General features: G+C 28.6%; 26 protein-coding genes. 19 read left to right on the top strand and 7 right to left on the bottom strand.

Translation table 11 applies throughout. The annotated features are described in order from the left end of the window. Both L8U04_RS07690 and L8U04_RS07685 read right to left on the bottom strand, forming a co-directional pair. Positions 1-952: hypothetical protein (locus L8U04_RS07690; protein ID WP_263709774.1), on the bottom strand; the 952-nt coding region annotated here is incomplete at its 3' end. Further along, positions 949-1,494: a hypothetical protein gene (locus L8U04_RS07685; RefSeq protein WP_133319861.1), complete on the bottom strand. Its 546-nt coding sequence runs from the start codon at positions 1,492-1,494 to the stop codon at positions 949-951. The genes L8U04_RS07690 and L8U04_RS07685, both read right to left, overlap by 4 nt. Positions 1,495-1,640: 146 nt before the next feature. On the opposite strand from L8U04_RS07685, the gene gatC reads away from it, so the two are divergent. Genes gatC through L8U04_RS07645 form a run of 8 tightly spaced genes read left to right on the top strand, consistent with a single transcriptional unit; the run spans position 1,641 to position 7,866 of the window. Next, a complete protein-coding gene (gatC, locus tag L8U04_RS07680) occupies positions 1,641-1,928 on the top strand; it encodes an Asp-tRNA(Asn)/Glu-tRNA(Gln) amidotransferase subunit GatC (protein ID WP_133319862.1) in 288 nt (95 codons plus the stop codon). Positions 1,929-1,949: 21 nt separating this feature from the next. Next, positions 1,950-2,519 carry a CvpA family protein gene (locus tag L8U04_RS07675; RefSeq protein ID WP_263661665.1) on the top strand — a complete coding sequence of 190 codons (570 nt, stop codon included), beginning with the start codon at positions 1,950-1,952 and terminating at the stop codon, positions 2,517-2,519. After that, the gene (locus tag L8U04_RS07670) at positions 2,509-2,964 is read left to right on the top strand and encodes a Fur family transcriptional regulator (RefSeq protein WP_043019516.1); all 456 of its coding nucleotides are present in this window, start codon (positions 2,509-2,511) and stop codon (positions 2,962-2,964) included. The genes L8U04_RS07675 and L8U04_RS07670 overlap by 11 nt, the downstream gene beginning before the upstream one ends. Positions 2,965-2,975: 11 nt before the next feature. After that, positions 2,976-4,478 carry a lysine--tRNA ligase gene (gene lysS, locus L8U04_RS07665; RefSeq protein WP_263709773.1) on the top strand — a complete coding sequence of 501 codons (1,503 nt, stop codon included), beginning with the start codon at positions 2,976-2,978 and terminating at the stop codon, positions 4,476-4,478. Beyond that, complete coding sequence (locus L8U04_RS07660; RefSeq protein WP_263709772.1) at positions 4,479-5,720, top strand: serine hydroxymethyltransferase; 1,242 nt, start codon at positions 4,479-4,481, stop codon at positions 5,718-5,720. Next, complete coding sequence (locus L8U04_RS07655) at positions 5,717-6,262, top strand: DUF1882 domain-containing protein (protein ID WP_133319866.1); 546 nt, start codon at positions 5,717-5,719, stop codon at positions 6,260-6,262. Before L8U04_RS07660 ends, L8U04_RS07655 begins: the two co-directional genes overlap by 4 nt. Positions 6,263-6,280: 18 nt before the next feature. Continuing rightward, positions 6,281-7,087, top strand: coding sequence for an SPOR domain-containing protein (locus L8U04_RS07650; protein WP_263665886.1), 807 nt, complete (start codon positions 6,281-6,283; stop codon positions 7,085-7,087). Beyond that, positions 7,084-7,866 (top strand): shikimate dehydrogenase, encoded by a 783-nt coding sequence (locus tag L8U04_RS07645; RefSeq protein ID WP_263665030.1) that lies wholly within the window; start codon positions 7,084-7,086, stop codon positions 7,864-7,866. The genes L8U04_RS07650 and L8U04_RS07645 overlap by 4 nt, the downstream gene beginning before the upstream one ends. On the opposite strand, the gene dnaJ is transcribed toward L8U04_RS07645, so the two are convergent. Continuing rightward, complete coding sequence (dnaJ, locus tag L8U04_RS07640; RefSeq protein ID WP_263709771.1) at positions 7,863-8,984, bottom strand: molecular chaperone DnaJ; 1,122 nt, start codon at positions 8,982-8,984, stop codon at positions 7,863-7,865. The two genes, L8U04_RS07645 and dnaJ, sit on opposite strands and share 4 nt — an antisense overlap. 115 nt (positions 8,985-9,099) lie before the next feature. Here dnaJ and L8U04_RS07635 point away from each other — a divergent pair, with 115 nt between their 5' ends. From L8U04_RS07635 to recR, 3 genes are read left to right on the top strand one after another with little or no spacing between them, the layout of a single operon-like run. Further along, entirely contained in the window at positions 9,100-9,771 is a 672-nt protein-coding gene (locus tag L8U04_RS07635; RefSeq protein WP_066006696.1) for a response regulator transcription factor, read from the top strand. Then, a complete protein-coding gene (locus L8U04_RS07630) occupies positions 9,768-11,000 on the top strand; it encodes an ArsS family sensor histidine kinase (protein ID WP_220567174.1) in 1,233 nt (410 codons plus the stop codon). The genes L8U04_RS07635 and L8U04_RS07630 overlap by 4 nt, the downstream gene beginning before the upstream one ends. 1 nt (position 11,001) lies before the next feature. Next, the gene (gene recR / locus L8U04_RS07625; RefSeq protein WP_263671696.1) at positions 11,002-11,574 is read left to right on the top strand and encodes a recombination mediator RecR; all 573 of its coding nucleotides are present in this window, start codon (positions 11,002-11,004) and stop codon (positions 11,572-11,574) included. Here recR and L8U04_RS07620 read toward each other — a convergent pair. Genes L8U04_RS07620 through L8U04_RS07610 form a run of 3 tightly spaced genes read right to left on the bottom strand, consistent with a single transcriptional unit; the run spans position 11,561 to position 14,845 of the window. Next, the gene (locus tag L8U04_RS07620; RefSeq protein ID WP_263709770.1) at positions 11,561-12,589 is read right to left on the bottom strand and encodes a hypothetical protein; all 1,029 of its coding nucleotides are present in this window, start codon (positions 12,587-12,589) and stop codon (positions 11,561-11,563) included. The two genes, recR and L8U04_RS07620, sit on opposite strands and share 14 nt — an antisense overlap. Further along, the gene (uvrC, locus tag L8U04_RS07615; RefSeq protein ID WP_263709769.1) at positions 12,586-14,379 is read right to left on the bottom strand and encodes an excinuclease ABC subunit UvrC; all 1,794 of its coding nucleotides are present in this window, start codon (positions 14,377-14,379) and stop codon (positions 12,586-12,588) included. The genes L8U04_RS07620 and uvrC overlap by 4 nt, the downstream gene beginning before the upstream one ends. Further along, positions 14,372-14,845 carry a hypothetical protein gene (locus tag L8U04_RS07610; RefSeq protein WP_263709768.1) on the bottom strand — a complete coding sequence of 158 codons (474 nt, stop codon included), beginning with the start codon at positions 14,843-14,845 and terminating at the stop codon, positions 14,372-14,374. The genes uvrC and L8U04_RS07610 overlap by 8 nt, the downstream gene beginning before the upstream one ends. Before the next feature lie 134 nt (positions 14,846-14,979). On the opposite strand from L8U04_RS07610, the gene nhaD reads away from it, so the two are divergent. Then, complete coding sequence (nhaD, locus tag L8U04_RS07605) at positions 14,980-16,338, top strand: sodium:proton antiporter NhaD (RefSeq protein ID WP_263709767.1); 1,359 nt, start codon at positions 14,980-14,982, stop codon at positions 16,336-16,338. Positions 16,339-16,347: 9 nt separating this feature from the next. Then, positions 16,348-17,883 (top strand): glutamine-hydrolyzing GMP synthase, encoded by a 1,536-nt coding sequence (guaA, locus tag L8U04_RS07600; RefSeq protein ID WP_220567179.1) that lies wholly within the window; start codon positions 16,348-16,350, stop codon positions 17,881-17,883. Here the strand turns inward: guaA and L8U04_RS07595 are convergent, their stop codons facing one another. Next, a complete protein-coding gene (locus L8U04_RS07595; RefSeq protein ID WP_133319878.1) occupies positions 17,884-18,435 on the bottom strand; it encodes a class I SAM-dependent methyltransferase in 552 nt (183 codons plus the stop codon). A 112-nt stretch (positions 18,436-18,547) separates the two neighbouring features. On the opposite strand from L8U04_RS07595, the gene L8U04_RS07590 reads away from it, so the two are divergent. The 6 genes from L8U04_RS07590 (at position 18,548) to L8U04_RS07565 (ending at position 26,878) form a co-directional block, all read left to right on the top strand. Next, the gene (locus tag L8U04_RS07590) at positions 18,548-19,987 is read left to right on the top strand and encodes a hypothetical protein (protein WP_263709766.1); all 1,440 of its coding nucleotides are present in this window, start codon (positions 18,548-18,550) and stop codon (positions 19,985-19,987) included. A gap of 259 nt (positions 19,988-20,246) precedes the next feature. After that, positions 20,247-21,497: a phosphoribosylamine--glycine ligase gene (gene purD, locus L8U04_RS07585; protein WP_263659811.1), complete on the top strand. Its 1,251-nt coding sequence runs from the start codon at positions 20,247-20,249 to the stop codon at positions 21,495-21,497. Further along, on the top strand, positions 21,494-21,952 hold the full coding sequence (locus L8U04_RS07580) for an RDD family protein (protein ID WP_220567182.1): 459 nt from the start codon (positions 21,494-21,496) through the stop codon (positions 21,950-21,952). The genes purD and L8U04_RS07580 overlap by 4 nt, the downstream gene beginning before the upstream one ends. Then, the gene (locus L8U04_RS07575; protein WP_263709775.1) at positions 21,942-23,978 is read left to right on the top strand and encodes an LPS-assembly protein LptD; all 2,037 of its coding nucleotides are present in this window, start codon (positions 21,942-21,944) and stop codon (positions 23,976-23,978) included. The genes L8U04_RS07580 and L8U04_RS07575 overlap by 11 nt, the downstream gene beginning before the upstream one ends. Continuing rightward, complete coding sequence (locus L8U04_RS07570) at positions 23,975-24,634, top strand: phosphoribosyltransferase (RefSeq protein WP_133319883.1); 660 nt, start codon at positions 23,975-23,977, stop codon at positions 24,632-24,634. The genes L8U04_RS07575 and L8U04_RS07570 overlap by 4 nt, the downstream gene beginning before the upstream one ends. A gap of 135 nt (positions 24,635-24,769) precedes the next feature. Continuing rightward, complete coding sequence (locus tag L8U04_RS07565; protein ID WP_263709765.1) at positions 24,770-26,878, top strand: polyribonucleotide nucleotidyltransferase; 2,109 nt, start codon at positions 24,770-24,772, stop codon at positions 26,876-26,878. Positions 26,879-26,988 lie beyond the last annotated feature (110 nt).

Below are 26,988 nucleotides of genomic sequence, written 5' to 3'. Positions count from 1 at the left end.
TAGCCATAAAACTTTTTTTATCAATAGCTTCATTTAATTTATATACGGTAAAATCTTTCAGATTTGTATTTAATTTAATTAAATAGCCAGTTTTTTCAAATACATACAAAGAATCATTATATAATGTGCTTTTGGAAAATAAAGCAAATTGAAATTTTATTTCATTAATTTTTCTAAGATTATAATCATTTTTGATAACTCTTCCATCTTTTGTTAATATAAAAATTTCTTTATCATTAATATTTACCTCTTTAATGTTTTCGTTTAGGTATAAAGTTCTATTTGGTGTTACAACGATGATTTTTTGTGCTGTTGCGGCAACCATTGTATCGTTTTTAACATGAAGATAGATGATATTATTAAAAAATTCTTCACTACTTACTAAAATTTCTTTACTAACTTTTAGTGTACTTTTGTTAAGTATGGCTAATTTTCCATTAAGCATAGGGTATATGATAATGGTATTTAAAAAATAAGGATTAGCATAGCGACTATCTTGAGCATAAGCAGTGCCTAAATTTTGTAGCATTCTTATACCAAGATTTTTATTAGCATACACTAAAGTATTACTTGCTAAAATCAAAGCTATATCATCCCCATCTACATTAGCACTTACTACACTTTCGTTAAATTTATGAGAAAATAATTCTTCACCTTGTAAATTTAAAATTTTAAAATTCCCATCATTATCAGCTATAAGAATTTCTTCTTGACGGATATTTAAAATATTATAGTTTTTATCTATTTTTAAAGCAGTAATATTTCCTTTATTGTCTATGAAAGTATTATTGTTTAACTGAGCAATGTTGTTGTTAAAATTAACTATTTTTCCATTAATATTTTTAGAATTATAAGGAAGTTGTTCTAGTTGTGTTGGTTGATAGTATTCCCTTTTAGTGCCACAAGCACTAAAAAATATTAAAGTAATAATAAATAAATAAAAATGCTTCATTTTATTCCTTGATAGTGTTTTAAGCTTGTGATGATTTGCCATAAAGGAGAATTTATAGGTATTTTATTAAATTCAACATCTGCGTTTTTAAAATCATTTTGTTTTAAAAATTCAAAACCTATTAATAGAGTATTATAATCTTTTAGAAAATCTGATTTTTGATTATTTTGGGCAAGCACTATTTGTTTTAACAAAGGATCTATATTAAGACTCAAGGTTTGATTAAGATCTTGATTATTTTGACCCATAATATATATGGTGTATAAATTTGCATTTTTTTGCTTTAATTCCTCAATTAATTTTTGATCTGAAGGATTTTTTAATAGATTATTAAAAATGATATTACTTTCTTGGATATTTTTTTCTTGTTTTATATTATAAATATAACTTCCACTAAAATAAAGAACTAAAAGAGCAATAAGAGCAATAAAATAATATTTGTATTTTCTTATAAAGCGTTCTGATTTGATAAAATTTTCCATCATTTGCTCTTGAGAGCTTAATTCTTCTTTTACTGCTTTCAAATTTTCTTTTAAAGCCATATTTTTCCTTTATTAATATAAAAAATGTTATTTTGTAATTTTAAAGTCTATAATTGTAACATATAAAAATGAAAAAATAAATTATTTTATGTTATAATTTTCAATCTAAACCAAAGAGTTTTATAAAATTAAAATTAAGGTAAATGATGCAAATTGATGATAAATTATTAACTAAACTTGAAAAGCTAAGTGCTCTAAAAATAGCAGATGAAAAAAGACAAGAACTAGAAGAGCAATTAAGCCAAATTGTTAATTTTGTGGAAAAATTAGATGAATTAAAACTTGATGATATAGAAGCCATGACTAGCACAACAAATGGTGGAACCTTATTGAGAAATGATGAGAGTAAAAAATCTGATGTGATAGATACGATAAGCAAGCATGCTCCAAATTCTCAAGATGGATTTTTTATAGTCCCTAAAATAATTGAATAAAATATTTGGAGTTTAGCGTAGATGGAAAATTTTTCGTGGTTTGATGTTTTTGTTTTAGGTTTGACTGTAATTTTAGGCTTAAAAGGCTTGGTGAGTGGCTTATTTAAAGAAATTTTTGGTTTATTGGGTATAGTTGGTGGGGTTTTACTTGCTTCAAGATATGCTAAAGAGGTAGCAGAGATTATCAATAATAATTTTTATGCAATTGAAAATGAAAATCTTGCTATTTTTGCAGGTTTTTTAGTTTTGTTAATCGTGATATGGATAGCATGTGTGGCCTTGGGAAATATATTATCAAAAATGTTTAGCATGAGTGGTCTTGGTTTTATAGATCGTATAGGTGGATTTTTATTTGGAAGTGCTAAAATATTTTTAATTTTTGCAATTTTAGTTGCTTGTATTAATAATATAGAATTTTTAAATTCAAGTTTAGAAAAATATGCAAACAATAGTCATACTTTAAATTTACTTAGAAAAACAGGTGAATTTATAATGAATACTGATTTTACTCAAAATAGTTTAGAAAAAATAGAAGAAAGAATTAAAGATTCTAATATAAGTCTAAATTCGGAGGTAAATAATGCAAATTGAAAATATAGAATATGATGTTTTACTTGAGCGCTTTAAGAAGACACTTAAGGATAATGGCTTAAAATATACCAAACAAAGAGAAGTGCTTTTGAAAACTTTATATAATAGTGATATGCATTATACCCCAGAAAGTTTGTATGTGGAAATCAAGCAAAAAAATCCTGAATTAAATGTAGGTATTGCTACAGTTTATAGAACTTTAAATTTATTAGAAGAATCGGGCATGGCTACTTCTATATCTTTTGGAGCTTCAGGGAAGAAATTTGAACTTGCAAATAAACCCCATCATGATCATTTAATTTGTAAAAGTTGTGGAGAAATAGTTGAATTTGAAAATTCTATTATCGAACAGCAACAAATGTTAATAGCAAAAGAATATAATTTTAAATTAACAGGGCATTTAATGCAACTTTATGGGTTATGTCCGCAATGTAGTAAAAAATAAAGGTAAAATTAATGTTTGATAATATTTTAGAACAACAAAAAATTCAAAAAGCGCAAGAATTAAAAAAGCTAGGAATTAATCCATATCCACATTTTTTGAAAAAAGAAATGAGTATAGTTGAATATAAAAATAAATTTGCATACATTAAAGATACGGAAAATCAGCGTGATGAAAAAGTATATGGAGTGTTAGCAGGAAGATTAAAACTTCTTAGAATAGCTGGTAAATCGGTATTTGCCAATATAGAAGATGAGCAAGATAATATTCAAATTTATTTTAATCAAAATATTTTAAGAGAAGAATACTTTGCTATTTTAAAAAAATATCTTGAAGTAGGGGATATTGTTTTGGTTAAAGGTTTTCCTTTTATGACTAAAACAGGAGAATTTAGTCTTCATGTTGAGCAAATTCAAATAGCTACAAAAGCCATAGTGCCTTTACCGGAAAAATATCATGGGCTTACTGACATTGAGCAAAGATATAGAAAAAGATACCTTGATATGATCATGAATAGTGAAGTAAGAAAAGATTTTATTTTGCGTTCTAAAATTGTTTCTTATATTAGATCTTTTTTTGATAATAAAGGATTTTTGGAAGTTGAAACACCAATGATGCATCCTATTGCAGGAGGAGCAAATGCAAAGCCTTTTGTGACTTATCACAATGCTTTGGGCGTGGAAAGATTTTTAAGAATAGCTCCAGAATTATATCTAAAGCGTTTGATTGTAGGTGGTTTTGAGGCAGTTTATGAGATTAATAGATGTTTTAGAAATGAAGGGATGGATTTAACGCACAATCCTGAATTTACTACAATTGAGTTTTATTGGGCTTATCATAATTATCATGATTTGATGGATTTAACAGAAGAGCTTTTTGCTATGCTTTTGGATAAATTAAATTTAGGTAAAAAGCTCGAATTTGATGAAAAAATAATTGATTTTTCTAAGCCATTTGAAAGAATTACTTATAAAGATGCGTTAAAAAAATATGGTGGTTTAGATGATGAGCTTATTGATAATAAAGAATTAATCTTAGAAAAGCTAAAAAAAGATGGCTTTGAAGCCAATGAAAAATTAGAATTAGGTCATTTGCAAGCTGAACTTTTTGATAATTATGTTGAAGATAAGTTGATTAATCCCACTTTTGTAATAGATTTTCCTATTTCTATAAGTCCTTTGTCTAGAAGGAGTGACAAGGATAAGGATATTGCTGAAAGATTTGAATTGTTTATCGCGGGTAGAGAGATAGCTAATGGATTTAATGAGCTTAATGATCCGCTAGATCAATATGAAAGATTCTTAAAGCAAATTGAAGCTAAAAATGCAGGTGATGAGGAAGCATGTGAAATGGATGAAGATTTTGTTAATGCATTGGGCTATGCTATGGCACCAACTGCAGGTCAAGGCATAGGAATAGATAGGCTAGTTATGCTTTTAATCAATAAAAAATCAATTCGCGATGTAGTGCTTTTCCCAGCTATGAGGCCACTTAAAAATGAGGTAAAAGGAGAGTAAATGTTGGAAAATTTTGATAAAGAAATTTTTGATTTAACCCAAAAGGAGCTAGCAAGACAATGTGATGGTCTTGAAATGATAGCAAGTGAGAATTTCACTATACCAGAAGTAATGGAAGTAATGGGGAGTATTTTAACAAATAAATATGCAGAAGGCTATCCTGGTAAAAGATATTATGGTGGATGCGAATTTGTTGATGAAATTGAGACAATTGCTATAGAAAGATGTAAAAAACTTTTTAATTGTAATTTTGCCAATGTACAGCCTAATTCAGGTTCTCAAGCAAATCAAGGTGTATACATGGCATTGTTAAATCCTGGTGATAGAATTTTGGGTATGGATTTAAGTCATGGGGGGCATTTAACTCACGGTTCTAAAGTAAGTTCTTCTGGAAAAGTTTATGAAAGTTTTTTTTATGGGGTAGAGCTTGATGGGAGAATTAATTATGATAAAGTTAGAGAGATAGCAAAAGAAGTTAAGCCAAAACTTATTGTTTGTGGTGCTAGTGCTTATCCTAGAGTGATTGATTTTGCTAAATTTAGAGAAATAGCAGATGAGGTTGGCGCATATTTATTTGCTGATGTTGCGCATATTGCAGGATTGGTTGTAGCAGGTGAGCATCCTAGCCCGTTTCCCTATGCTCATGTTGTAAGCTCTACAACACATAAAACTTTAAGAGGTCCAAGAGGCGGGATTATTATGAGTAACGATGAAGAAATTGCCAAAAAAATCAATTCTGCAATTTTTCCGGGTATTCAAGGTGGTCCATTAATGCATGTAATTGCCGCCAAAGCTGTTGGATTTAAATATAACTTAAGTGATGAGTGGAAAATTTATGCTAAGCAAATCATTAAAAATACTGCTACCTTGGCTCAAGTTCTAATAGATAGAAAATATGATTTAGTTAGCGGTGGTACTGATAATCATTTAATTTTATTAAGCTTTTTAAATAAAGATTTTAGTGGTAAAGATGCAGATTTAGCTTTAGAAAGAGCAGGTATTACAGCAAATAAAAATACGGTTCCAGGGGAAACTAGAAGTCCATTTGTAACGAGTGGTTTAAGACTTGGAACAGCAGCTTTAACAGCAAGAGGTTTTAAAGAGGAGCAAATTGCTATTGTTGCAAATTATATAGCTGATATTTTAGATGATATACAAAATACAAAACAACAAGAAGAGATTAAAGTTAAACTGAAAAATTTGGCAAGTAATTTTATTATTTATGAAAGGGCTTTATTTTGATTACAACTATGGATTTGGCTTTAATTAAAATGGTTACAAGCCATTATTATATTAAGCGTAATGCTATAATTAACAAATATGAGCATAAAGGTAGAATTTTTTTTGATAAATTCGAAAAAGTAAATGCTCCTTTGACAGCTAATGTTATACAAGAACATATGGAAAAAAAGATTATTGTAGCACACTCTTTGATTAATAGTTTTGATAAGGTTGAAAATATTGTATTTGATTACAATGGTTTTAACGCAGAGCGTTTTTGGCATAGAGCACAGCTTGTTTTAAGGGAAGAAGGTTTTATAAATTTTACTGCCTATAAAACAAGAACTAATAATCATTTGCATTTGTATATCCATAAAGGACATACTACTTTTAATGAAGCATGCTCTTTGGGATCAAAATTATCTTTGCTTTTTTCTCAAAAAATGCCTGTAGAGTGGAAAGTTTTTCCTAGTATGGATATACCTAAGGAATTTAATATTTTAACTTTACCTTATGAGGTTTATCAAAAAGAGCGTGGCGCTTCTTGGTCTAAACATATGTAATTTTTGAAAGGATGAAAAATGGAAGAAAACAACAAAAATGAATTTGATGATATTATCTTGCAAAAAAGCAATAAAAGTGAAAAACTTAAAAAAATTTTACTCAGATCGATTATTTTAATTATTGTGTTTTTGGTAGTAATGATAGCAATGAAGTTAATTAATGATCCAGGCGAGGAAAAATCACTACAAATGCCATCAGAGCCGCAAGAGCAAGCTTCTTATGAAAATAATTTTAATTCTTTGCCTATTACAGATAATACTAAAGAAGAGGATGAATTTGAAGCTTTAGCTAGAAAACTGAAAGAAGAAAGTTCATTGGCTGATGCAAATAATACCATAGAGGAAAAACAGGAAATTCCAAGCAATAGTGTATTAGATCAAATTACATCAACCGAACCAAAAGAAGAACCAGCTAAGGTGGAAGAAAAACAAGAAGAGATTAAGCCTGTAGAAAAATCTATAGAAAAACCAATTCAAAAACCTTCTGAAAAATCAAAAACTAATGTTGTTGAAAAGCCAAAAGCTCCAGAGCAAAGCAATGCAAATGAATTGTTTGAGAGCATAAAAACACCGCAGACTCAAACACACCTTGCAGCAGGTACTTATATCCAAGTTTTTTCTTTAAGTAGTCTTGATCCAAAGTCCAAAGAATTGAGTATACTTAAAGAAAATGGATATGATTATAAAATTTACAAAACAACAGTAAATGGCAAAGAACTTACAAAAGTTTTAGTTGGGCCTTATAAAGAAAGCGAATTAAAGGCTGAATTAGAAAAGGTGCGTTCTAAAATCGCAAAAGGTGCTTTTACTTTTAGAGTAAAATGAAAATTTTCACAGTTATAGGTGATCCTATTGTGCATTCTAAATCCCCAAGAATGCACAATAATGCTTTACAAGTTCTTAAAAAAGACGCAATATATACAAGATACCATTTAAAAAATAAAGCAAAATTAAAAGAAATTGTTCAAAAATTTGATGGAGCAAATATTACTATACCTTTTAAAGAAGAAGCGTATAAAATTGCAGATTTTTGTGATGAAAGTGTTAAGCAAATAGGATCTGCTAATACTTTGTTAAATAAAAATAACAAAATTTATGCTTATAATACAGATTATCTAGGATTTTTAAAAGCAATTGAAAATTTTTTTTCTATTAAAAATGCTTTGATTTTAGGTGCTGGTGGCACCGCTAAAGCTTTAGCTTATGCTTTAAAATCTATAAATATTGAAGTTGCAATAGCAAATCGCTCTAGTGCTAGATTTGAAAATTTAACCATCTATCCATGTTTTTTATATGATCAACTTGATTTAAATACACAATTTGATTTGGTAATAAATACGACTAGTGTGGGTTTACATGATGAAAGTTTACCTTGTGAAGAAAGGATTTTAAAAAATATTTTTCAAAAAGCTAAGTATGCTTTTGATGTTATTTATAGTAGAGAAACATCTTTTTTAAAGTTAGCACGAGAAAATGGATTAAAAATAAAAGATGGCACGCAAATGCTTTTATGGCAAGGTGTTTTTGCTTTTGAGTTATTTTTAGAGTGTCAAAAAACAGAAGAAATTTATAAAGCCATGGAGATGGCTTTAAAACTTCCTTAGTGACTAAACCAAGATTTGATTTTATCAAACAAGCTTTCTTGTTCTATAAAAGCTTCCTCATTTTCTAAGCCAAAGCTTTTTTCAAGTTGCAATAGTAGATTTTTTTGTTCATCAGTAAGTGTTTTTGGAAATTTTATTTCAATTTGTACAATATGTGAACCAAGTTTTCCATTGTGAATATTTTTAACACCTTCGTTAGCTAATTCAAATTTTTGTTTATCTTTTGCACCCACCGGAAGTTTAAGATCAGCTTCTCCTCTTATGGTGGAAATTTTAATTGTCTTTCCAAGAGCAGCTTGGGTAAAAAATACAGGTACTATGGTATATATATCATCATCATGTCTAATAAATTTATTATCATCTTCTACAACGATTTTGATATACAAATCACCTCTTTGAGAAGAATTTGGAAGCTTATTTGCTTTGTTTTGCACTCTAAGACTCATACCACTATCAATACCTTCTGGTATATCAAGTTCTATATGATCTTTTATTTCTTCATAACCATTTCCATGGCATGTTTTACACTTATTTTTTATTATTTTCCCACTGCCCTTACAATGATCACAAGTTTGTACAAAAGTCATAAAACCTTGTCTAACACCAACTTGTCCTTTTCCTCCACAATGAGAACAAATATCTTCTTTTCCATTTTCTGATCCACTACCATTGCATATTTTACAAAATGTTTTATAGGTAAAATCAATTTCTTTTTTGCAGCCAAAAACAGCCTCTTTGAAGCTAATCTTTACCGCTATTTTTAAATCATGTGGATATTTATTTCCTCTTTCTTTTTTACGCGTTGAGTTTCCAAAACCAAATCCATCTCCAAAAAAACTTGAAAATATATCCCCTAAATCAACATCTCCAAAACCACCAAAACCACCGGCTTGTCCTTTTAATCCTTCTTTGCCGTATCTATCATATATACTTCGCTTTTCATCATTGCTAAGTACTTCATAAGCTTCATTGACAAGTTTAAATTTTTCTTCAGCTTCTTTATCTCCTTGATTTCTATCAGGATGATATTTTAATGCCATTTTTCTATAAGCTTTTTTTATAGTTTCTTTATCTGAAGTTTGAGAAATTTCTAATATTTCATAATAATTAAGTTCCACTTTTTTCCTCTCTTGAAAAATTAATATTATAATTTTAGCAAAAAAATAAATGAATAGTTAAATTATGTGTTATAATATTAAGTTTGTAACATATTTTCACTAATAAGGGGTAGAGATGATTAATGTTTTAATGATCGAAGATGATCCAGATTTTGCAGAGTTTTTAGCAGAATATTTGGCCCAATTTAATATCAAAGTTACTAATTATGAAGATCCGTATTTGGGAATGAGTGCTGGTATAAAAAATTATGATTGTTTAATTCTTGATTTAACTTTACCTGGACTTGATGGTCTTGAAGTTTGTCGCGAAATAAGAGAAAAATATAGTATTCCTATTATTATTTCTTCAGCTAGAAGCGATTTAAGTGATAAAATTGTAGGACTTCAAATAGGTGCGGATGATTATCTACCAAAGCCTTACGATCCTAAAGAAATGCATGCAAGAATTATGAGTTTAATCCGTCGTTCAAAACGCGTAAATGAAACTCCTGAAAAAATAATCAATTCAGCTTTTAAAATTGATGAAAAAAGACATGAGATTAGTTACAATGAAGAGGTTTTAATTTTAACTCCTGCTGAATATGAAATTTTAAGTTATATGATAAGACAACATGGATTTTCAGTTAGCAGAGAGCAGCTTGTGTATCACTGCAAAAGCTTAAAAGATAAAGATTCTAAAAGTTTAGATGTAATTATTGGTAGGCTTAGAACTAAGATCGGCGATAGTTCGAAGGCACCAAAGCATATTTTTTCAGTTAGAGGGATAGGATATAAATTAATAGGATGAAAGTAACTATTAATCTTAAGATTACCGTTCTTTTTGCAACGGCTTTTTTGTTTGTTTGTGCTTTGTTTGTGCTCTTGGGTAAGGTTCAGGTTGATTCTTATTTAACCAATGAGCAAAATAGACAAAAAGAAATTGTAGAAAAAATTATATATAATTTAGAAAGAAAAGAAGGTTTTTCAATTCATGATTATCTTCTTTCTAAGTCTTTTAAAATAGTTGAAAATGAACGCAGTGCAAAACATATAGTTGCAAAAGGTGAAAAGGTGCTTAAGGTTAATTCTGCTTACGGTAGTTTTTCTTCTATTATTTACCATAATCAAATTTTTTTTTATGTTGAACAAGTTAATTTAAAGCAGCTTTATGAGCTAAATGCATCTACGCGTTTAGAGTATTTGTTTTTACTAAGTTTCTTTTTTAGTTTGATTTTGATTATATTTTTATATTTTTCTGTTTTAAGATCTTTAATGCCTTTAAAAATTTTAAAAAAGAAAATTAAAAATATTAGTGCTGGAAAAATAGAACCTTTATCCGAATATTCACAAATTAATGATGAGATTTCAGAAATTTCTTTTGAATTTGACCATGCTATTAATAAAATACAAGAATTAGTAAAATCAAGACAATTTTTTTTAAGAATGATTATGCATGAACTTAAAACACCTATTGGAAAAGGTAGGATAGTTTGTGAGATGCTAGACAATCAAAAGCAAAAAGACCGCTTAGTAGCGATTTTTGAAAGACTTGAATTATTGATTGATGAATTTGGTAAAATTGAAAAAGTTTTATCTAGAAATTGCCAACTAAATTTGCAAACTTATCATTTGAGCTTAATTTTAGAGCAGGCTGAAGATTATCTCATGAGAGATGATTTTTATCAAAAAGTTAAGATTTCTTACAAAGAAGATACTATGATTGTTGCTGATTTAGAACTTTTTTCCTTAATGCTTAAAAATTTGATTGATAATGCTATTAAATATTCTGACGATAAAGCTTGTGAGATTATATGTTCAGGGGACTATGTAATTGTTAGAAATAAAGGGGTTCAACTTAAAAAAACTTTTGATTATTATTTGAAACCTTTTGTAAGAGAACAAAATACTCAAGTTGAAGGTATGGGATTAGGGCTTTATATTATCAATAATATTTGCAATCTTCATGGTTATAATTTAACTTATAGTTATGAAGATGGTTATCATATTTTTAAGATTGTTTTTTCAAGGTTAAAATGACTTGAAAGATTTAGAAAAATTTAATGAATTGGTAAATGCATTTTCTGCATTGCCTACTATCGGTAAAAAGTCCGCATTAAGACTTGCTTATCATGTTTGTATAAAAGATCCTTTGCTAGGTTCTAAACTTGCTTATAGTATTGAAGAATCTATTAGAGGGATTAAAAAATGTATACAATGCGGGGCTTTGAGTGAAAATGAATTATGTGAAGTTTGTTCTGATATAGAAAGAAATAATAATATTATTTGTATAGTGCAAGATCCTAAAGATGTATTAATTTTAGAAGATAGTAAAAGCTATGATGGGCTTTATTTTGTACTAGAAAATACCAACGAAGAAAATATTACTAAATTAAGAGTAATGATTGAAAACAAAAATACTAAAGAAATTTTTTTCGCTTTTACTCAAGGCTTAAATTCAGACGCTGTAGTTTTTTTTATAGAGGAAAAATTAAAGGATTTAAATTTGAGTTTTTCCCAAATAGCCCAAGGTATTCCAAGCGGTGTTAGTTTGGAAAATGTCGATTTTATATCTTTACATAAGGCTATTAATCATAGAACTAAACTTGATTGATATATTTTTTAAGTAAAATTATCCATTCATTTTTGCTAATGTCATTTATAATTTCATCGGCAAAATCGCAATTTTTAACTCTATTTTTGGTAAAAAGTAAAATTTTATTTTGTGAATTTTGTATTTTATATTCATGTAGTATTTGACTAAAATGTAAAATATCGAACTTTATGACTTCATAATCAACCAAAATTAATCTAAAATTTAATTTTAAAGCGTTCTTAAAATCACTTAGGCTATCTACGATTTGATTATTTGAGCAAAATTGATTGGTTATATTTAAAATTAGATTATTTTCAAAACTAGAAGATTTAAAAATCAATACATTATATAAATTTGCTATTTGATAACTTTCTTCTTTAAAATTTGTACTTAAAAAATTGATAAGATCTTTGACATTGACATCTACAAATGTGTAGTTTAGCGTATTTTTTATTTTCTTCTTTGAAATAATAAAGGAATATTTTTTCTCTACTTTTTGAAAATCATCAAAAATTTCACTACTAATGCCTATATCTAATAAAATACATTGTAATAAAAAATTTTCAATCATATCATCATTTACAATGCATGCGTGGATATTCTTAAAAATAATATTTTTTGTTTTTGTACTTATTTGATATTTTTTTAAAATCGGTTTTAGTGTAATGGAATTTTCTAATCGCATATAGTTAAAACTTTGAATAAGATATTGCAAGTTTTTTTGTAAAAGTTTGTTTTGTAATTTTTGATCTTGCAATTGTTTTTGCGTTAGCTCAAATGATGTTTTTAATTTTTCTTTTAGATCTATTAAAGAGGTTGAACTTGATATTTTTAAAAATTTTTCTATTTCTTGAATAATGATATTATCTTTTTTAAGTTTTTGATTTTTTATGATTAAATAAATACATGTAGCGATAAATATTAAAATACTAATAGAGGTATAAATATAGAATAATTTTTGATCAATTGGATATAAAAAATAATAATTTAAAAAACATAAAATTAAAGTCAAAAGACTAATAAATAATATCATAAATTTTCCTTGATTAATTTAGCTATCTTTGCATTGGAAAGTGATTTTAATTCATCAAAACTAGCTTTGCTAATCTCATCAAAACTACCATAATAATCTAAAAATTTTTTAATATATCCTTGGGAAATTCCAAGTTGTATTAACCTAGAACTTTGCAAATCTTGTTTTCTTTTTGTTTTTTGGTGAAAACTAATTGCGAAGCGATGTGCTTCATCGCGTAATTTTTGCAAAAATTGTAATTTTTTATCATCGGTAGAAAGTTGAATTTTACCTTCTTGGGTATAAATTTTATCTTTCGCACCTCCTTTTGCCCTATAAGCTTTTGCATCTATTTTTTCTTTAGATATAGCTAAAATATCCACATTTGCTCCAGAACTTTTAATAATATCATTTGCTAGTTTTAATAAAGCATCTCCCCCATCAATCAGCCATAAATCAGGCGGTGGATTTTTATCAAAGGATAAAGCTCTTTTACTAAGGATTTGAAGCATTTGATCATAATCATTTTTATAAGATAAATAATAGTGTCTATAAGAGCTTTTATCAAATTTCCCATCTTTGAAGGTTACTAAAGCACCTACAATTGCATCACCTTGCATATGAGAATTATCAAAAATTTCTATATGATTGGGATAATTTTGCAGATTGAAAAAATCTTTTAATTCTTTTAAAAATAAATAACTTTCATTTTTTAAATGCTTTTGTATGTTTATTTTTGCATTTTCTAGAGCAAGCTCGCATAGGGCTTTTTTTTCACCAAGTTTTGGCGATTTAAGGTAAAATTTTTTAGAAAATCTCTCGCTGAGTAGATCTTGCAGTAGCTTCATATCTTCAAAATCTTTGTGTGTATAAATATGAGTTGATTTTATTGGAGATTCTTGTGTGTAATTTTCTAGAATATATTGTTTATAAATTGCATTTAAGTCAAATTCGTTTTGATTATTAAGAGCTAGTATTTTATGATTTGAACTAATGATTTTACCATTATTTATTACAAAACGCACCATGGAGAGTATGTTTTCTTTGCAATAAATAGCATAAATATCAAAATCTTCTAATTTTGCAAGGTCTATTTGTATTTTTACACTTAAATCTTCAATTGTTTTAATTTGATCCCTTATAAGAGCTGCTTCTTCGTAGTTTTCACTCTTTGCGTATTCAAGCATTTTATTTTCTAAATTTTTTGTTAAAGATAAGGGATTTAAAAGAGCTTGTGTGGCTTTTTGGATAATTTTTTCATATTCTTGTTTGGAAATTTTTTGCTCGCATGGACCTTTGCAACGCTTAATCTGATAAAAAAGACAAAGTTCTTTGCAAGATTTCTTTTGTCTTAGCTCAAAAGATAAATATAAAGCATTTAAAAGCTCTTTTGCACCTTTAAAAAACGGACCAAAGTATTTTATTTTATTTTTTTTGATGATTTTTCTTGTAATTTCAAATCTTGGAAAATCTTCATTTAAGTCTATATAAATATAAGGGTAGGTTTTATCATCTCTTAATAATATATTGTATTTTGGGTGTAATTGTTTTATAAAAGAATTTTCTAGTATTAAAGCATCGGCCTCGCTTTTTGTGGTAATAAATTCTAAATGATGGGTCTGACTAATCATCTTTTGAATTCTTAAACTATTGCTAGGATTTGGGCAAAGATTTGGAGTGAAATTAAAATAACTTCTAACGCGGTTTTTTAAATTCTTGGCTTTACCTACATATAAAAGCTTACCTTGTATATCAAAATACTGATACACGCCAGGTAAATTAGGCAAGGTTTTGAGTTCATTTTCAAGCATTTTTTATAAGCTTTCGTAGTTCTTCAAATTTATTATATAAAATAGGATTTTCAAAATGGTTTTTAAAATTTCCATTAGAAAGTTCTAGATGAGTTTTTTTATGTGCGTTAAAAGTATTGTTTTTGGATATAAAGTTTTTGTCGCTAAGTATTTTTATATTTTCCACTTTAGCAAAATTACTCATTGGCTTGGCTAAAATATAGTTTTTTATGAGACTTTTAATCATTTTTTTGGTATTATCGTGATTAAGCTCCATATATGCAATGTGGTGTTTAACTAAAATAATCAAAGTATTATTTTTTATAAAGAGTTTAGTAATCATTTGTTGGTGATTATGGTTAAATAGTTTTAAAAACTCTTTATATTGCAAAAGTGCTTTTAAAGGTCTATAATGTTTATATTTTTCAGAATTAGCAAATATATCAATAACATCACGACTTGTTTTAATATCATTTTTAACTTCCATTTAATTATTGTAACATTTTTTTTATTAATATTTTTAAGTGCATGTGGTTATAAAGCTGCCCCATTTTATGAAATAAAAGATAATAATGGCAGCGTAAAGGAAATAAAAAAATTCCAATCTTTGGAGAGTGAAATATGAGTAGAATACTTTTTTTACTTTGTTTTAGTATTAGCTTTTTATTAGCAGGTCAAACTCATGAGTTAAATTTGGCTTTTAGTGCTTTGGGTATAGGTGTTTTAATAATTTTTGTATTGGGGTATTATTTTATAGCAGCAGAAGAAAAATATCATATCAACAAAACTAAGCCTGCTTTGTTTATAGGAACATTTTCTTTTATTGTCATTGGCATATATATGGTAGTAAATGATTTAGACACGCAAATACTTGAAGAAAGTGTTAATCATCTTATCTTGGAAATCGCACAAATTGTGTTTTTCTTAATAGCAGCAATGACTTTTATAGAAGCATTAATAGAAAGATCGGTTTTTGAAACTTTAAAATACAAACTTGTAAGCAAGGGTTATACTTATAGAAAATTATTTTGGCTAACAGGAATTTTGGCTTTTTTTATCTCTCCGATTGCAGATAATCTTACAACGGCTTTGATTTTATCTACTGTGCTTTTAACTATAGATAAACATAATAAAGAATTTTTAATTCCAGGTGCTATAAATATTGTAGTAGCAGCTAATGCTGGTGGAGCTTGGTCGCCATTTGGTGATATTACTACTTTGATGGTTTGGACGGCAAAAAAAGCTACCTTTTTTGAATTTTTTGCTCTTTTTCCTGCTTCTTTTATTGGATGGTTTCTTACGGCTTATTTGCTATCGCGTTATGTGCCTGATGTTGAGCCAAATTTTCATAAAGATAATCTAGAAAAAGTTGAAATTAAACCAGGTGGTAAAGTATTTATTGTGCTTGGTTTTTTAACTATCGCTTTAGCAGTTTTTATCCATAGTATTTGCGATTTGCCTGCAATGTGGGGTATGATTTTTGGTCTTTCTTTGCTCAGCTTATATATGTATTTTTTCAATAGAAAACAAGGTAAAAAAGATTTAAATATTTTTCATTATATGACGCGTATTGAAATGGATACTTTATTATTTTTCTTTGGAATTTTATCTGCTGTGGGCGCTTTACATTTTGTTGGATGGCTTGCTTATGCTTCCGATCTTTATACAAAATTTGGAGCTACTAGTATTAATATAGGCGTAGGATTTTTATCTGCTATTGTAGATAATGTTCCGGTTATGAGTGCGGTATTAAAAGCTAATCCAAGTATGGATGATACTCAATGGCTTTTAGTAACTCTTACAGCAGGAATTGGAGGATCATTAATAAGCTTTGGCTCAGCAGCTGGTGTGGGGGTAATGGGAAAAATGAAGGGAATTTATACTTTTAACTCTCATTTAAAATATGTATGGACGATTTTAGTTGGATATATAGTATCTATTATAGTTTGGTATGTACAATTTCAATTGTTAAATTTATAAAGGAGTTAGATGAAAAAAGCAGATATTTTGGTTTTGGACTTTGGTTCGCAATATACACAGCTCATTGCAAGAAGATTAAGAGAGCAGGGCGTATATGCAGAAATTTTACCTTTTAATGTAAGTTTAGATGAAATTAAAATTAAAGAGCCTAAGGGTATTATTTTAAGCGGTGGACCGGCTAGTGTATATGCAAATGATGCTTATTTTTGTGATAAAGGTGTTTTTGATTTAAATATACCAGTTTTAGGAATTTGTTATGGTATGCAACTTATGGCACATCATTTTGGTGCAAATGTAGCTCCAGCAGGTCATAAAGAATATGGCAAAGCAACTATAGATATTCAAAATGATAGTGACTTGTTTAAAAATTTACCTAAAAAACAAACGGTATGGATGAGTCATTCTGATAAGGTAGAAAATTTACCACAAGGTTTTGAGGTTTTAGCAACAAGCGAAAATAGTCCTTTTTGTGTATTTGGAGATGAAAAGCGTAAATTTTTTGCTTTACAATTTCACCCTGAAGTTCAACATAGTGAGTTTGGAAAAAGCATCTTAAAAAATTTCGCTAAGTATGCATGTAATTGTGATAGTATATGGAATATGGGATCTTTTGCAAAAACTCAAGCGCAAAAAATTAAAGAAGAAGTGGGTAATGATAAGGTATTATGTGCTGTTAGTGGTGGGGTTGATAGCAGTGTAGTGGCTGCATTACTAGCAAGTGCGATAAAAGATCAAGTGGTAGTAGTATTTGTTGATAATGGTCTTTTAAGAAGCGGTGAAAAAGAGCAAGTTGAATATATGTTTAGACATACTTTAGGTATTGATCTAATTAGTATTGATGCTAGGGAGATTTTCTTAAGTCGCTTAGCGGGTGTTAGGGATCCTGAGCAAAAGAGAAAAATTATAGGAAATACCTTTATAGAGGTTTTTGAAGAAGAAGCTAAAAAACATAAAGATGTAAAATATTTAGCACAAGGAACTTTATATACTGATATTATTGAAAGTTCGGTTGTAGGAGCTAGTAAAACCATAAAATCTCATCATAATGTGGGTGGGTTACCTGAAAAGATGAATTTAAAACTTATTGAACCTCTAAAAGAAATTTTTAAAGATGAGGTAAGAGCTTTAGGAATAGAACTTGGCTTGAGTAAAGATGTAGTTTATCGTCATCCTTTTCCGGGACCAGGGCTTGCTATACGCATTATGGGTGAAGTAAATGAGCCTAGTTTGGAGCTTTTGAGAAAAGCTGATGTAATTTTGATTGAAGAATTAAAAAGCAGTGGTTGGTATGATAAAACATGGCAGGCTTTTTGCGTGCTTTTAAATGTGCAAAGTGTTGGCGTAATGGGAGATAATAGGACTTATGATAATGCAGTTTGTGTGCGTGTGGTGAATGCAAGTGATGGTATGACAGCTACTTTTTCTCATTTACCTTATGAGTTACTAGAAAATATTTCACGCCGTATTATTAATGAAGTAGAAGGAATTAATCGTGTGGTGTATGATATTTCTAGTAAGCCGCCAGCGACTATTGAATGGGAATAGTTATTTAGTGCAAAAATAAACAAAAGCAGGAGGGAGATTTTGCCAAATGATAGGTGAAATTTCTACCTTGCTAAAAGTAGTAAAAAGTTTTTTCTTAAAAGCTCTTCCTTTTGGCGTGGGCAGTATATATGCAAATGTTGCAAAGCAACCATTTTCCTCTAAAACTTCATGAATGGACTTTAATAATAAATCTTGTTCTTTGGAATTTAATAAAGCCCAAGGAATTCCAGAAATAATTAAGTCTGCGTTGTTGATTGCTCTTTTTTCTAACATATCAGGTAGAAATTCCGCTGATCTAATTTCTAAATCTATATTTTTTATATTTTGTTGTAGTTTTTTTGCCATATGTGGATTAATTTCAACTGCAAAAAATCTTGCATCATGATTTTTTTGCTTAAGGATATATTTGGTAAAACTTCCTGTTCCAGGTCCTATTTCAATAATATTTTTTGCATGTTGGACATGAGAGGTTATGAGTTTGCTTAGTTTTTTTGAGCTTGCACAAAATGCTCCTGTTTGCTTTGGATTTTTAAAGTATTGATATAAAAACATAGATTAAATACCTAAGATAGTTATTTTTAATAAATTTTAAAATATTATTGTAAATTTATGAAAACAAAGTTAAAATAAGAATTTAATTTTTCTTTAGATCAAGGATTTGGATATGCATGGAAAAATAATGGTTTATGTGGATGGTACTGGAAGAGGAACAGTAATTAATCTTGCAAAAACATTTTTTGAATTTAATAAACATGCTTGGCACGATAAAAGAAGCATGCCAACGGTTGGTATGTTTGTTGAGTTTAGATCCGATGGAAAGCATATTACAGATTTAAGACCTTCTAAATTTCAAGAATTTGGAGATAATGATTTTATCAAAGAAAGAGATTTTTGGAAAACAGATAGTGATGATGAATTGGAGGATTTAAGACTAACAAGGCGTGATGCTTATGTTCAAGAGCTTTATAGAGAAACCGATTATGATAATCTTGATAAGATTACTCTAAATTTGACTATCCCACAAGCCATTCAAAGGTATTTTTATAATGAAACACTATCAATCAATGCTGTGAAAGATATTAATATAGATGAGGTGCCATATATTATAGATTTTTTTGCTATGAAGCGTTTTTTACATAAGGCTTTGGATACTTTGCTTTTTTCAGATAATACCATTAACCAAGCTGACTTTTCTGCTATGAAAAATATTATAGTACATCTTGAAATGGCTTATAAAGATATGAAAGATAAACAAAAACATATCAACATGGAGCGTTTGTATGATGAGGTCTTTTTGTCTCATCAATGTCATTATCAAGCACTTCTTGCTTCGATCGATAATAGGAAAAATAGAAAATTAGCACTTGATCGCCAAATGAGTGCTTTGATTACAGATATTAAATCAAAACAAGCGAGAATAGAAACAGAAAGTGGCAAAAAACGACAAGAATTTGAAGAAATGATACAAAGTAAAAAACAAAGGCTTGTTGAAATAAAAAATGAAGTAGATTATTTTACAAAAAGCATTGAAAAATTAGAGGCAATGAGAAAGTCTTTCTATGAAAAAAATCTTACCATTTTTAATAATAGTTTTAATATGGCTAGAGAGAAACTTTTTGAGAAAATTAAACAAGGTTTAAATATATGTGCTACAAAATTAGATATAGAAATTTGGAAAAAATCTTTAAAATCAACAAGTATAAAAAATTCTTATTTTAAAACTGCAAGCGAAATTTCTTTCTGCACTCTTTCTTTTGCTGAACTTTATTTAAATAGATTAAATAAACATGCGCTAAATCCAAATGATCAATTATTGCTTTCTTATGTTAAAAAAGTAAGAAAAGAATGTGAAAAAAGTTTTTTAATAGTTACTTCCAATCCTGATTTATATGTTAATATGAAAATCCAAATTTTTGCAATGAATCCTTATTATGTTGTTAAGCATGCACCTAAAAAAGTAAATTATCAAGGATTGATGAAAAATACTGAATTTGATATAGTTTATGTAGATGAAAAAACTATTTGGGCATCTGTTGCTGATGTTATTTTAGAAGGAAAGTATTTTTTAAAAAAGGACTCCAAAACTAAATTCAAAATTTTATAAAAATCCTTTTAAACCCTATTTTTAAGTTTTCTTAGTTATAATTAGAATGCCTAAATGGTTCGATATGGTATTAAAGAGGATCCAACACATTAATTATAAGCTGTGATGTGTGATTTACCGTGTTCTGTGACTTCGTTTGAGTTTTGAAAAAAAGCGAGAAGCTGCAGCCTTTAAAAATCACCTAATGGCATACTTTGACTTTTTGAGGGTCAGACACTTATACTCCGGCCATTTGGGTTTTGATATTTTAAGGAAAATAATGAAAATTTTAATATTAGGAAGCGGTGCTAGGGAATATTCTATCGCTTTGGCTCTTCAAAAAACAAATGATAATTTGGAATTTTATTTTGCACCAGGAAATGGTGCTACCGCTAAAATAGGAACAAATCTTAATATGAAAGATCCTAAGGTTATTACAGCTTATGCAAAGGCATCTGAGATTGATCTTTGTATAGTTGGAAGTGAAAATTTTCTAGCAGAGGGTATAGTAGATCTTTTTAAAGAAAATAATATTGCTATTTTTGGTCCTACTAAAGCTGCTGCTATGCTTGAAGCTTCAAAATCTTATATGAAGAGTTTTTTAAAAAAATATAAAATTAAAACAGCTAAATTTTTAAATACAACAGATTATGAGAAAGCTAAGAAATTTATTATGAGTTTAACTCCTCCTATAGTGGTAAAAGCAGATGGTTTGTGTGCGGGCAAAGGTGTGATTATTGCTCAAAGCCATGAAGAAGCTTTAGAGGCTACTAAAAATATGCTTAGCGGAGAGAGTTTTGGTGAAGCTGGTAAGATTGTTGTTATAGAAGAATATCTCAACGGATTTGAATTAAGTGTATTTGCAGTTTGCGATGGAGATGATTTTATATTGTTACCTGCTGCACAAGATCATAAAAGATTACTAGATAATGATAAGGGACCAAACACAGGAGGAATGGGTGCATATGCTCCAAGTATTTTAGCAAGTGAAAATTTATTAGAGCAAGTAAAAAAAGATATAGTAGTACCAACTCTTAAAGGTATGAAAGAAGAGGGTGCTGAATTTGTTGGAGTGTTGTTTATAGGTTTGATGGTTGTAAATAATAAACCTTATGTTTTAGAATACAATGTGCGTTTTGGTGATCCTGAGTGCGAAGTTTTGATGCCTTTGATAGAAAATCCTTTGGATTTATTTTTAGCATGTGTGAATAAAAATCTTGCAAATACTCGTATAAAAATCAAAGATGAATTTGCAGTAGGTGTGGTTTGTGCAAGTAAAAACTATCCTTATAAAGATTCTCCAAAAGCATTAATTGATATAGGAGAAATTCCGCAAAATTCTCATATTTCTTATGCTGGAGTAATTTTAGAAAATAACAAACTATATGCTAGTGGTGGTCGTGTATTAGTTTGTGTAGGAACTGGAAAAAGTATTGAAGAAGCGCAAAAAAACGCTTATATGCTTTGTGATAATGTTCATTTTAAAGGAAAACAACATAGAAAAGATATTGCTTTTCAGGTTCTTAAATGAGTGTAAATCAAGAATTATTTGACAAACTAGAAAAAGAAGAGCTAAAAATAGCAAGTTTTAAAAAAAGATTTTTAGCTTATATTGTTGATAGTTTTGTGATTTTAGCTATTGTGAGTATTATTTTATTTGATAAGATTAGTTCTATGCAAACTTATGATGAAATTCACAATCTTTTAATACGTTTTGCTGGTGGAACTTTAATTTTGCAATTTACATATCATAGTCTATTTACATATTTATATGGTGCAACTTTAGGAAAAATGCTTTTGAAGATTATGGTTATTGATCAAAACTTATTAGATAAACCAAATTTCATTCAAAGTGCTTTAAGAGCAGGTGTAAGGCAAATTAGTGATATGTTGTATGGTTTGGGTTTTGCTTGGGCTTTAAGCAATATCGTTTTAAAAACTTGGCATGATTATGCGGCCAAAACAGTGGTGATAGATCTTGCGTAAAATATTACTTTCTTTGGCTTGCATAGGAAGTTTATATGCTTCCAAAGTAGATATTTATGCTTTGGATGTTGTCAAAAAAAATGATATTATAGAGGCAAAAAATAATGTAGTTGTGGTATCTGATTTTTATTTGATAACTGCAAGCGAGGCTAAATTTAATGAAACAACAAAAGATTTGGAGCTTTTTGGAGATGTTAATATCTTAAGGGGGCAAAAAGAAAGAACTAATTCTACTTATACGAAGATTAACTTAAAAAATAACACTACAGCTTTTAAAAATTTATTTTTTTCAAATAATGATTTGGAGGTTTGGCTACAATGTCATCAAGCTAAAATTGATGACAAATTTGTAATGAGTAAAAAGTCTGTTGTATCTAGTTGTAATGTTGAAAATCCTGATTGGGAAATTCGTTTTGATGAAGGCAAATTAAACAAAGAGAGTAATTTTTTACATCTTTATAATGCAAGATTATATGTAAAAAATGTTCCGGTGATGTATTTACCTTATTTTGGTTTTAGTGTAGATACTAAAAGAAAAAGCGGATTGTTAATTCCCCAAGTAGTTTTAAAACAAAGTGAAGGGCTATATTATAATCAGCCAATTTATTATGTTATTGATGATAATGTGGACATTCAATTTGAACCTCAGATTAGAACAAAAAGAGGTTATGGCTTATACTCAACTTTAAGATTTATTGATACCCCTTATTCTCAAGGTGAAATTAGCGGTGGTATTTTTGGCGAAAAATCAAGTTATAAAAGAGAAGAAAATTTAAAAAATAAAGAACACTATGGTTTAGAGGTTAAATATTCAAATGAATCTTTATTTAAAAGTCTTTTAGGTGAAGAATTTCAAGAGGGTTTATGGGTTGATGCTACTTATTTAAATGATGTTGATTATATGAATTTAAGTTCTAGCGCAAAAACCGAAGCTTCTTTAGTTACTTCTAAAATAAATTATTTTTTATCAGATGATGATAATTATTATGGTGCTTATGCAAAGTATTATATAGACACTTCTAAAATTAGCAATAAAGATACTTTACAAGAATATCCATCTTTTCAATATCATAGATATTTAAATGGATTTTTTGATAATTATATACAATATAGCTTGGATGCTTCTTTTCATAGGTATTATAGACATACGGGTATTTATGCTAAAACTTTAGATTTTGATTTACCTTTAATTTATCATACGAGTTTTTTTGATGATTTTTTAAATTTTGCGTTCACAGAAAGGATATATGCAAATTTTGTAGATTATTCTAATACAGATGTTAAAAATCAAGAACATTTATTTAGAAATTCTCATAATTTTTCTTTATATACAGATCTTTCAAAGCCATATGAAAATTTTTATCATACTCTATATTTAGGGGTTAATTATTTTCTACCTGGAGCTAAATCGGGTGAAATCACTGAAGATTTTGTAGAGTTAAAAAATGATCCTGAGCAACTTAATTTTTCAATGTATCAGTATTTTTATAATACTTTAGGCAAAAAAAAATTATATCATAACTTGAAGGTTAAATACTTTACTAAAGAAGGTAGCTTTGGTGCTTTTGATAATGTTGTAGAATATTTTTACAATGATTATATAAGTTTAAGAAATGAAGCTGAATATTCTGGAGTTGATAATCGTTTTGATAAGGTTTTTAGTGAAGCTTTGTTTGATTATGGTGAATGGAAGATTAGTTTAAACCATGCTTATAGAATGTATGAAAATGAAAAATATAATTTTATAGGAACTAAAGCCCAATATGATATAAATACTAATTATCAAATTTTTGGCGGATTGTGGTTTGATTTGAACAAAGATCCTGAAAAATGGGAAATAGGTTATACTTATCAAAGAAAATGTTGGAATTATTCTTTGATGTATCGCAAAGATATTTCACCTAAACTTACAAGTGGTGGTATTAGTGCTAAAGATCAAAGTGGTGTATATTTTATGTTTAATTTTTATCCATTAGGCGGGGTATCTTATGATTTTTCTTTAGAGGAAAATGAAAGGTCGATATGATATTTTTTGAAGATGAAAAAGATGCACTTGAGAAATTATATGATATATTACCATTAAACAAACTAAAAGATTATATTATTATTACACCTTCTTTAAAATCGATAGTTTTTGTTGATGCACTAGCACAAAAATTAGAAATTCCATATGATTTTTTATTTACAGAACAAATTAAAGCTCCTAATAATGATGAATGTCAAATAGCTATGATTAGTGAAACAAAGGAGTTGGTTTATAATGAGGCTTTAGTTAAAGCTTTTGATATAAGTTTAGATTATATTTATGGTGAAGCCAATAGAACCTACGAAGAAAAAATTTTAAAAAATGTGTATCGTTATAGAAAAGGAAATCTTTTAAAGGATTTAAAAGGGAGAAATATTTTAATATTGCATGAAGGTTGCGAAAGTGGAATTACTGCTTCTTCATGTATTAAAAGTTTGTTAAAAGAAGAAGTAAATAGTATTGTTTATGCTACTGCTTTAATGCCAAGTGATGTATATGAATATATCGGTGTTTTTGTAGATGAGGTTTATTGTGTGCAAAAAATTGATCATTTTGTGAATATTGAGTTTTATTTTAAAAATAAAACGATTTTGCAAGCTCATGAAATTTTAGATATTTTAGAAGAAAGTAAATATTATCTTCCATTAAAGAGATAAATTTATATCTAAACAATCGGTTGTTTAGATATAAATTTATAGGCAAAACAAAAACAGGCTTTTTAAGTTTTAATTTTTAAAATTTAAAAAGCTTATTTGGTTTTTGCCTATGATGAAAATATTAAAGGAAAAATCATGCGACATGAAATAAATATTAATAATCATCTTGAAATATTTGAGACTAATAAGGTTGCAAAACAAGCAGCAGGTGCAGTTTTAATGCAAGAAAAAAATGCTGTAGTTTTGGCAACTGTTGCTAGAGAAGAAAAAATGGTAGAAGAGGATTTTTTACCTCTTACGGTACAATATATAGAAAAAGCTTATGCAGCAGGAAGAATTCCAGGTGGTTATGTAAAAAGAGAAACTAAACCAGGTGATAATGAAACTTTAAGTGCAAGGATTATAGATAGAAGTTTAAGACCTCTTTTCCCAAAAGGCTATGCCTATCCAACTCAAATTGTAGTAATGGTTCTTTCTGCTGATCCTGAAGTAGATCTGCAAGTGATGAGTTTAAATGCCGCAAGCATTGCTTTATATTTAAGTGATATTCCTATAAAAGCGCCAGTTTGTGGTGTAAGAATAGGTCGTATGAATAATGAATTTGTTTTAAATCCAAGCAATAGTGAATTAAAAAATAGCACCCTAGACCTTTATGTGGCAGGTGTTAAAGATGAGCTTTTAATGATAGAAATGAGAGCTTTAGCAAACAAACAAAATGGTCAACATTGTATGAACGAGCTTAATGAGGATGATGTTTTAAAGGCTTTAGAATTTGCAGATAATGCGATTTTGCGTGGCTCTAATGAATATGAAAGAGTTTTTGCTGCTTATAGAAAAAATTCCAAACTTGAATTTAAAATAGAAACAGATGGTGGCAAAATTGTTGATTTTATTAAAAATTCCTATATCTCAAAGCTTAAAATTGCAATTAACCAAATGGCAAAAAGTGAAAGAGCAAGTGAAATCTCACAAATAGCAAAAGAGATTGAAAATGAAGCTAATGCTATTGAAAATGAATGGAAAATTGAAGATATTGAGAAAGCTTTATATTTGTGCAAAAGAGAGCTTGTTAGAAGTCAAATTCTTAATGAAAATAAAAGGGCAGATGGTAGAGGCTTGAAAGATGTTAGAAAGATAGATATAGAGACAAATATTCTGCCAAATGCACATGGATCGTGTCTTTTTACTAGAGGGCAAACTCAAGCTTTGGTTATAGCTACCTTGGGAAGTGATAATGATGCGCAAATGTCAGATTTACTAACAGAAAAAAATCCTATATGCGAAAAATTTATGGTAAATTATAATTTTCCAGGTTTTTCCGTAGGTGAGGCTACTCCTATAAAAGCTCCAGGTAGAAGAGAGTTAGGGCATGGAAATTTAGCAAAAAGAGCTTTACATCCTAGTATTGATACGGATTATATTCATACTATTCGTTTAGTGTCTGAAATTTTAGAAAGTAATGGTTCTAGTTCTATGGCTACTGTTTGTGGTGGTGCTTTGGCTTTAAGAGCCGCAGGGGTAAAAAGTGAAAAACTAGTGGCAGGTGTGGCAATGGGACTTGTTTTTGAAGATGAAAAATATGCTATTTTAACAGATATTATGGGTCTTGAGGATCATGATGGAGATATGGATTTTAAAGTAGCAGGAAGTTACAAGGGAATCACTGCTTTGCAGATGGATATAAAACTTGGCGGTATAGAGCAACAAGTTTTAAAAGAGGCTTTATATCAAGCAAAAGAAGCTAGGGAGCACATTTTACAATTAATGGAAGAGGCCAATCAAAACATAGTTGTTAATGAAGCAATTTTACCAAAGATTGAAATTTTTAATGTAGATCCAAGTAAAATCCCTGATATTATTGGCCAAGGTGGTAAAACTATAAAAGAGATTATAGAAAAATTTGAAGTTAATATTGACTTAGATAGAGATAAAGGTGAGGTTAAAATAGCAGGAATTAATCATGATTTTATTTCTCAAAGCAAAGAATATATATTAAATTTAGTTCATTCTAAAGGTTCTAATAAAAAGCGCGATAGAAAAGAAGTGCCTAAATTTGATATCGGAGAAGAATTTATAGGAAAAGTTCAAAAAGTTGTAGAATTTGGAGTTTTTGTAGAACTTAGAGATGGCGTAGATGGTTTATTGCATAATTCTAAATTCAAGGAAAAGCTAGAAATTGGTAACGAGGTTAAGGTTAAGGTGGCAGAAATTAAAAATGGAAAAGTGTCGTTGGACTTAGCTTAATTGTTTAAATTTAAGCATATTTAAGAATATGCTTAAATTTTTATTTTAGATCTTGACAAAAAAATATTCTTTTGGCATAATTTCATTTTTTGATTGTCTCGTTAGCTCAG

Origin of the sequence: Campylobacter sp. IFREMER_LSEM_CL908, assembly GCF_025771545.1 — a bacterium.
Classification (GTDB): Bacteria; Campylobacterota; Campylobacteria; order Campylobacterales; family Campylobacteraceae; genus Campylobacter_D; species Campylobacter_D lari_D.
Note: the sequence above shows the minus strand (reverse complement) of the source record. Positions and strands in the feature narration are given on the sequence as shown.

What these genes read in the sequence shown, in the direction of transcription:
- L8U04_RS07685 (WP_133319861.1), bottom strand. Translation starts at nt 1,494, where the DNA reads ATGGCTTTAAAAGAAAATTTGAAAGCAGTAAAAGAAGAATTAAGCTCT.
- gatC (WP_133319862.1), top strand. Translation starts at nt 1,641, where the DNA reads ATGCAAATTGATGATAAATTATTAACTAAACTTGAAAAGCTAAGTGCT.
- L8U04_RS07675 (WP_263661665.1), top strand. Translation starts at nt 1,950, where the DNA reads ATGGAAAATTTTTCGTGGTTTGATGTTTTTGTTTTAGGTTTGACTGTA.
- L8U04_RS07670 (WP_043019516.1), top strand. Translation starts at nt 2,509, where the DNA reads ATGCAAATTGAAAATATAGAATATGATGTTTTACTTGAGCGCTTTAAG.
- lysS (WP_263709773.1), top strand. Translation starts at nt 2,976, where the DNA reads ATGTTTGATAATATTTTAGAACAACAAAAAATTCAAAAAGCGCAAGAA.
- L8U04_RS07660 (WP_263709772.1), top strand. Translation starts at nt 4,479, where the DNA reads ATGTTGGAAAATTTTGATAAAGAAATTTTTGATTTAACCCAAAAGGAG.
- L8U04_RS07650 (WP_263665886.1), top strand. Translation starts at nt 6,281, where the DNA reads ATGGAAGAAAACAACAAAAATGAATTTGATGATATTATCTTGCAAAAA.
- L8U04_RS07645 (WP_263665030.1), top strand. Translation starts at nt 7,084, where the DNA reads ATGAAAATTTTCACAGTTATAGGTGATCCTATTGTGCATTCTAAATCC.
- L8U04_RS07635 (WP_066006696.1), top strand. Translation starts at nt 9,100, where the DNA reads ATGATTAATGTTTTAATGATCGAAGATGATCCAGATTTTGCAGAGTTT.
- L8U04_RS07630 (WP_220567174.1), top strand. Translation starts at nt 9,768, where the DNA reads ATGAAAGTAACTATTAATCTTAAGATTACCGTTCTTTTTGCAACGGCT.
- L8U04_RS07620 (WP_263709770.1), bottom strand. Translation starts at nt 12,589, where the DNA reads ATGATATTATTTATTAGTCTTTTGACTTTAATTTTATGTTTTTTAAAT.
- uvrC (WP_263709769.1), bottom strand. Translation starts at nt 14,379, where the DNA reads ATGCTTGAAAATGAACTCAAAACCTTGCCTAATTTACCTGGCGTGTAT.
- L8U04_RS07610 (WP_263709768.1), bottom strand. Translation starts at nt 14,845, where the DNA reads ATGGAAGTTAAAAATGATATTAAAACAAGTCGTGATGTTATTGATATA.
- nhaD (WP_263709767.1), top strand. Translation starts at nt 14,980, where the DNA reads ATGAGTAGAATACTTTTTTTACTTTGTTTTAGTATTAGCTTTTTATTA.
- guaA (WP_220567179.1), top strand. Translation starts at nt 16,348, where the DNA reads ATGAAAAAAGCAGATATTTTGGTTTTGGACTTTGGTTCGCAATATACA.
- L8U04_RS07595 (WP_133319878.1), bottom strand. Translation starts at nt 18,435, where the DNA reads ATGTTTTTATATCAATACTTTAAAAATCCAAAGCAAACAGGAGCATTT.
- L8U04_RS07590 (WP_263709766.1), top strand. Translation starts at nt 18,548, where the DNA reads ATGCATGGAAAAATAATGGTTTATGTGGATGGTACTGGAAGAGGAACA.
- purD (WP_263659811.1), top strand. Translation starts at nt 20,247, where the DNA reads ATGAAAATTTTAATATTAGGAAGCGGTGCTAGGGAATATTCTATCGCT.
- L8U04_RS07580 (WP_220567182.1), top strand. Translation starts at nt 21,494, where the DNA reads ATGAGTGTAAATCAAGAATTATTTGACAAACTAGAAAAAGAAGAGCTA.
- L8U04_RS07570 (WP_133319883.1), top strand. Translation starts at nt 23,975, where the DNA reads ATGATATTTTTTGAAGATGAAAAAGATGCACTTGAGAAATTATATGAT.
- L8U04_RS07565 (WP_263709765.1), top strand. Translation starts at nt 24,770, where the DNA reads ATGCGACATGAAATAAATATTAATAATCATCTTGAAATATTTGAGACT.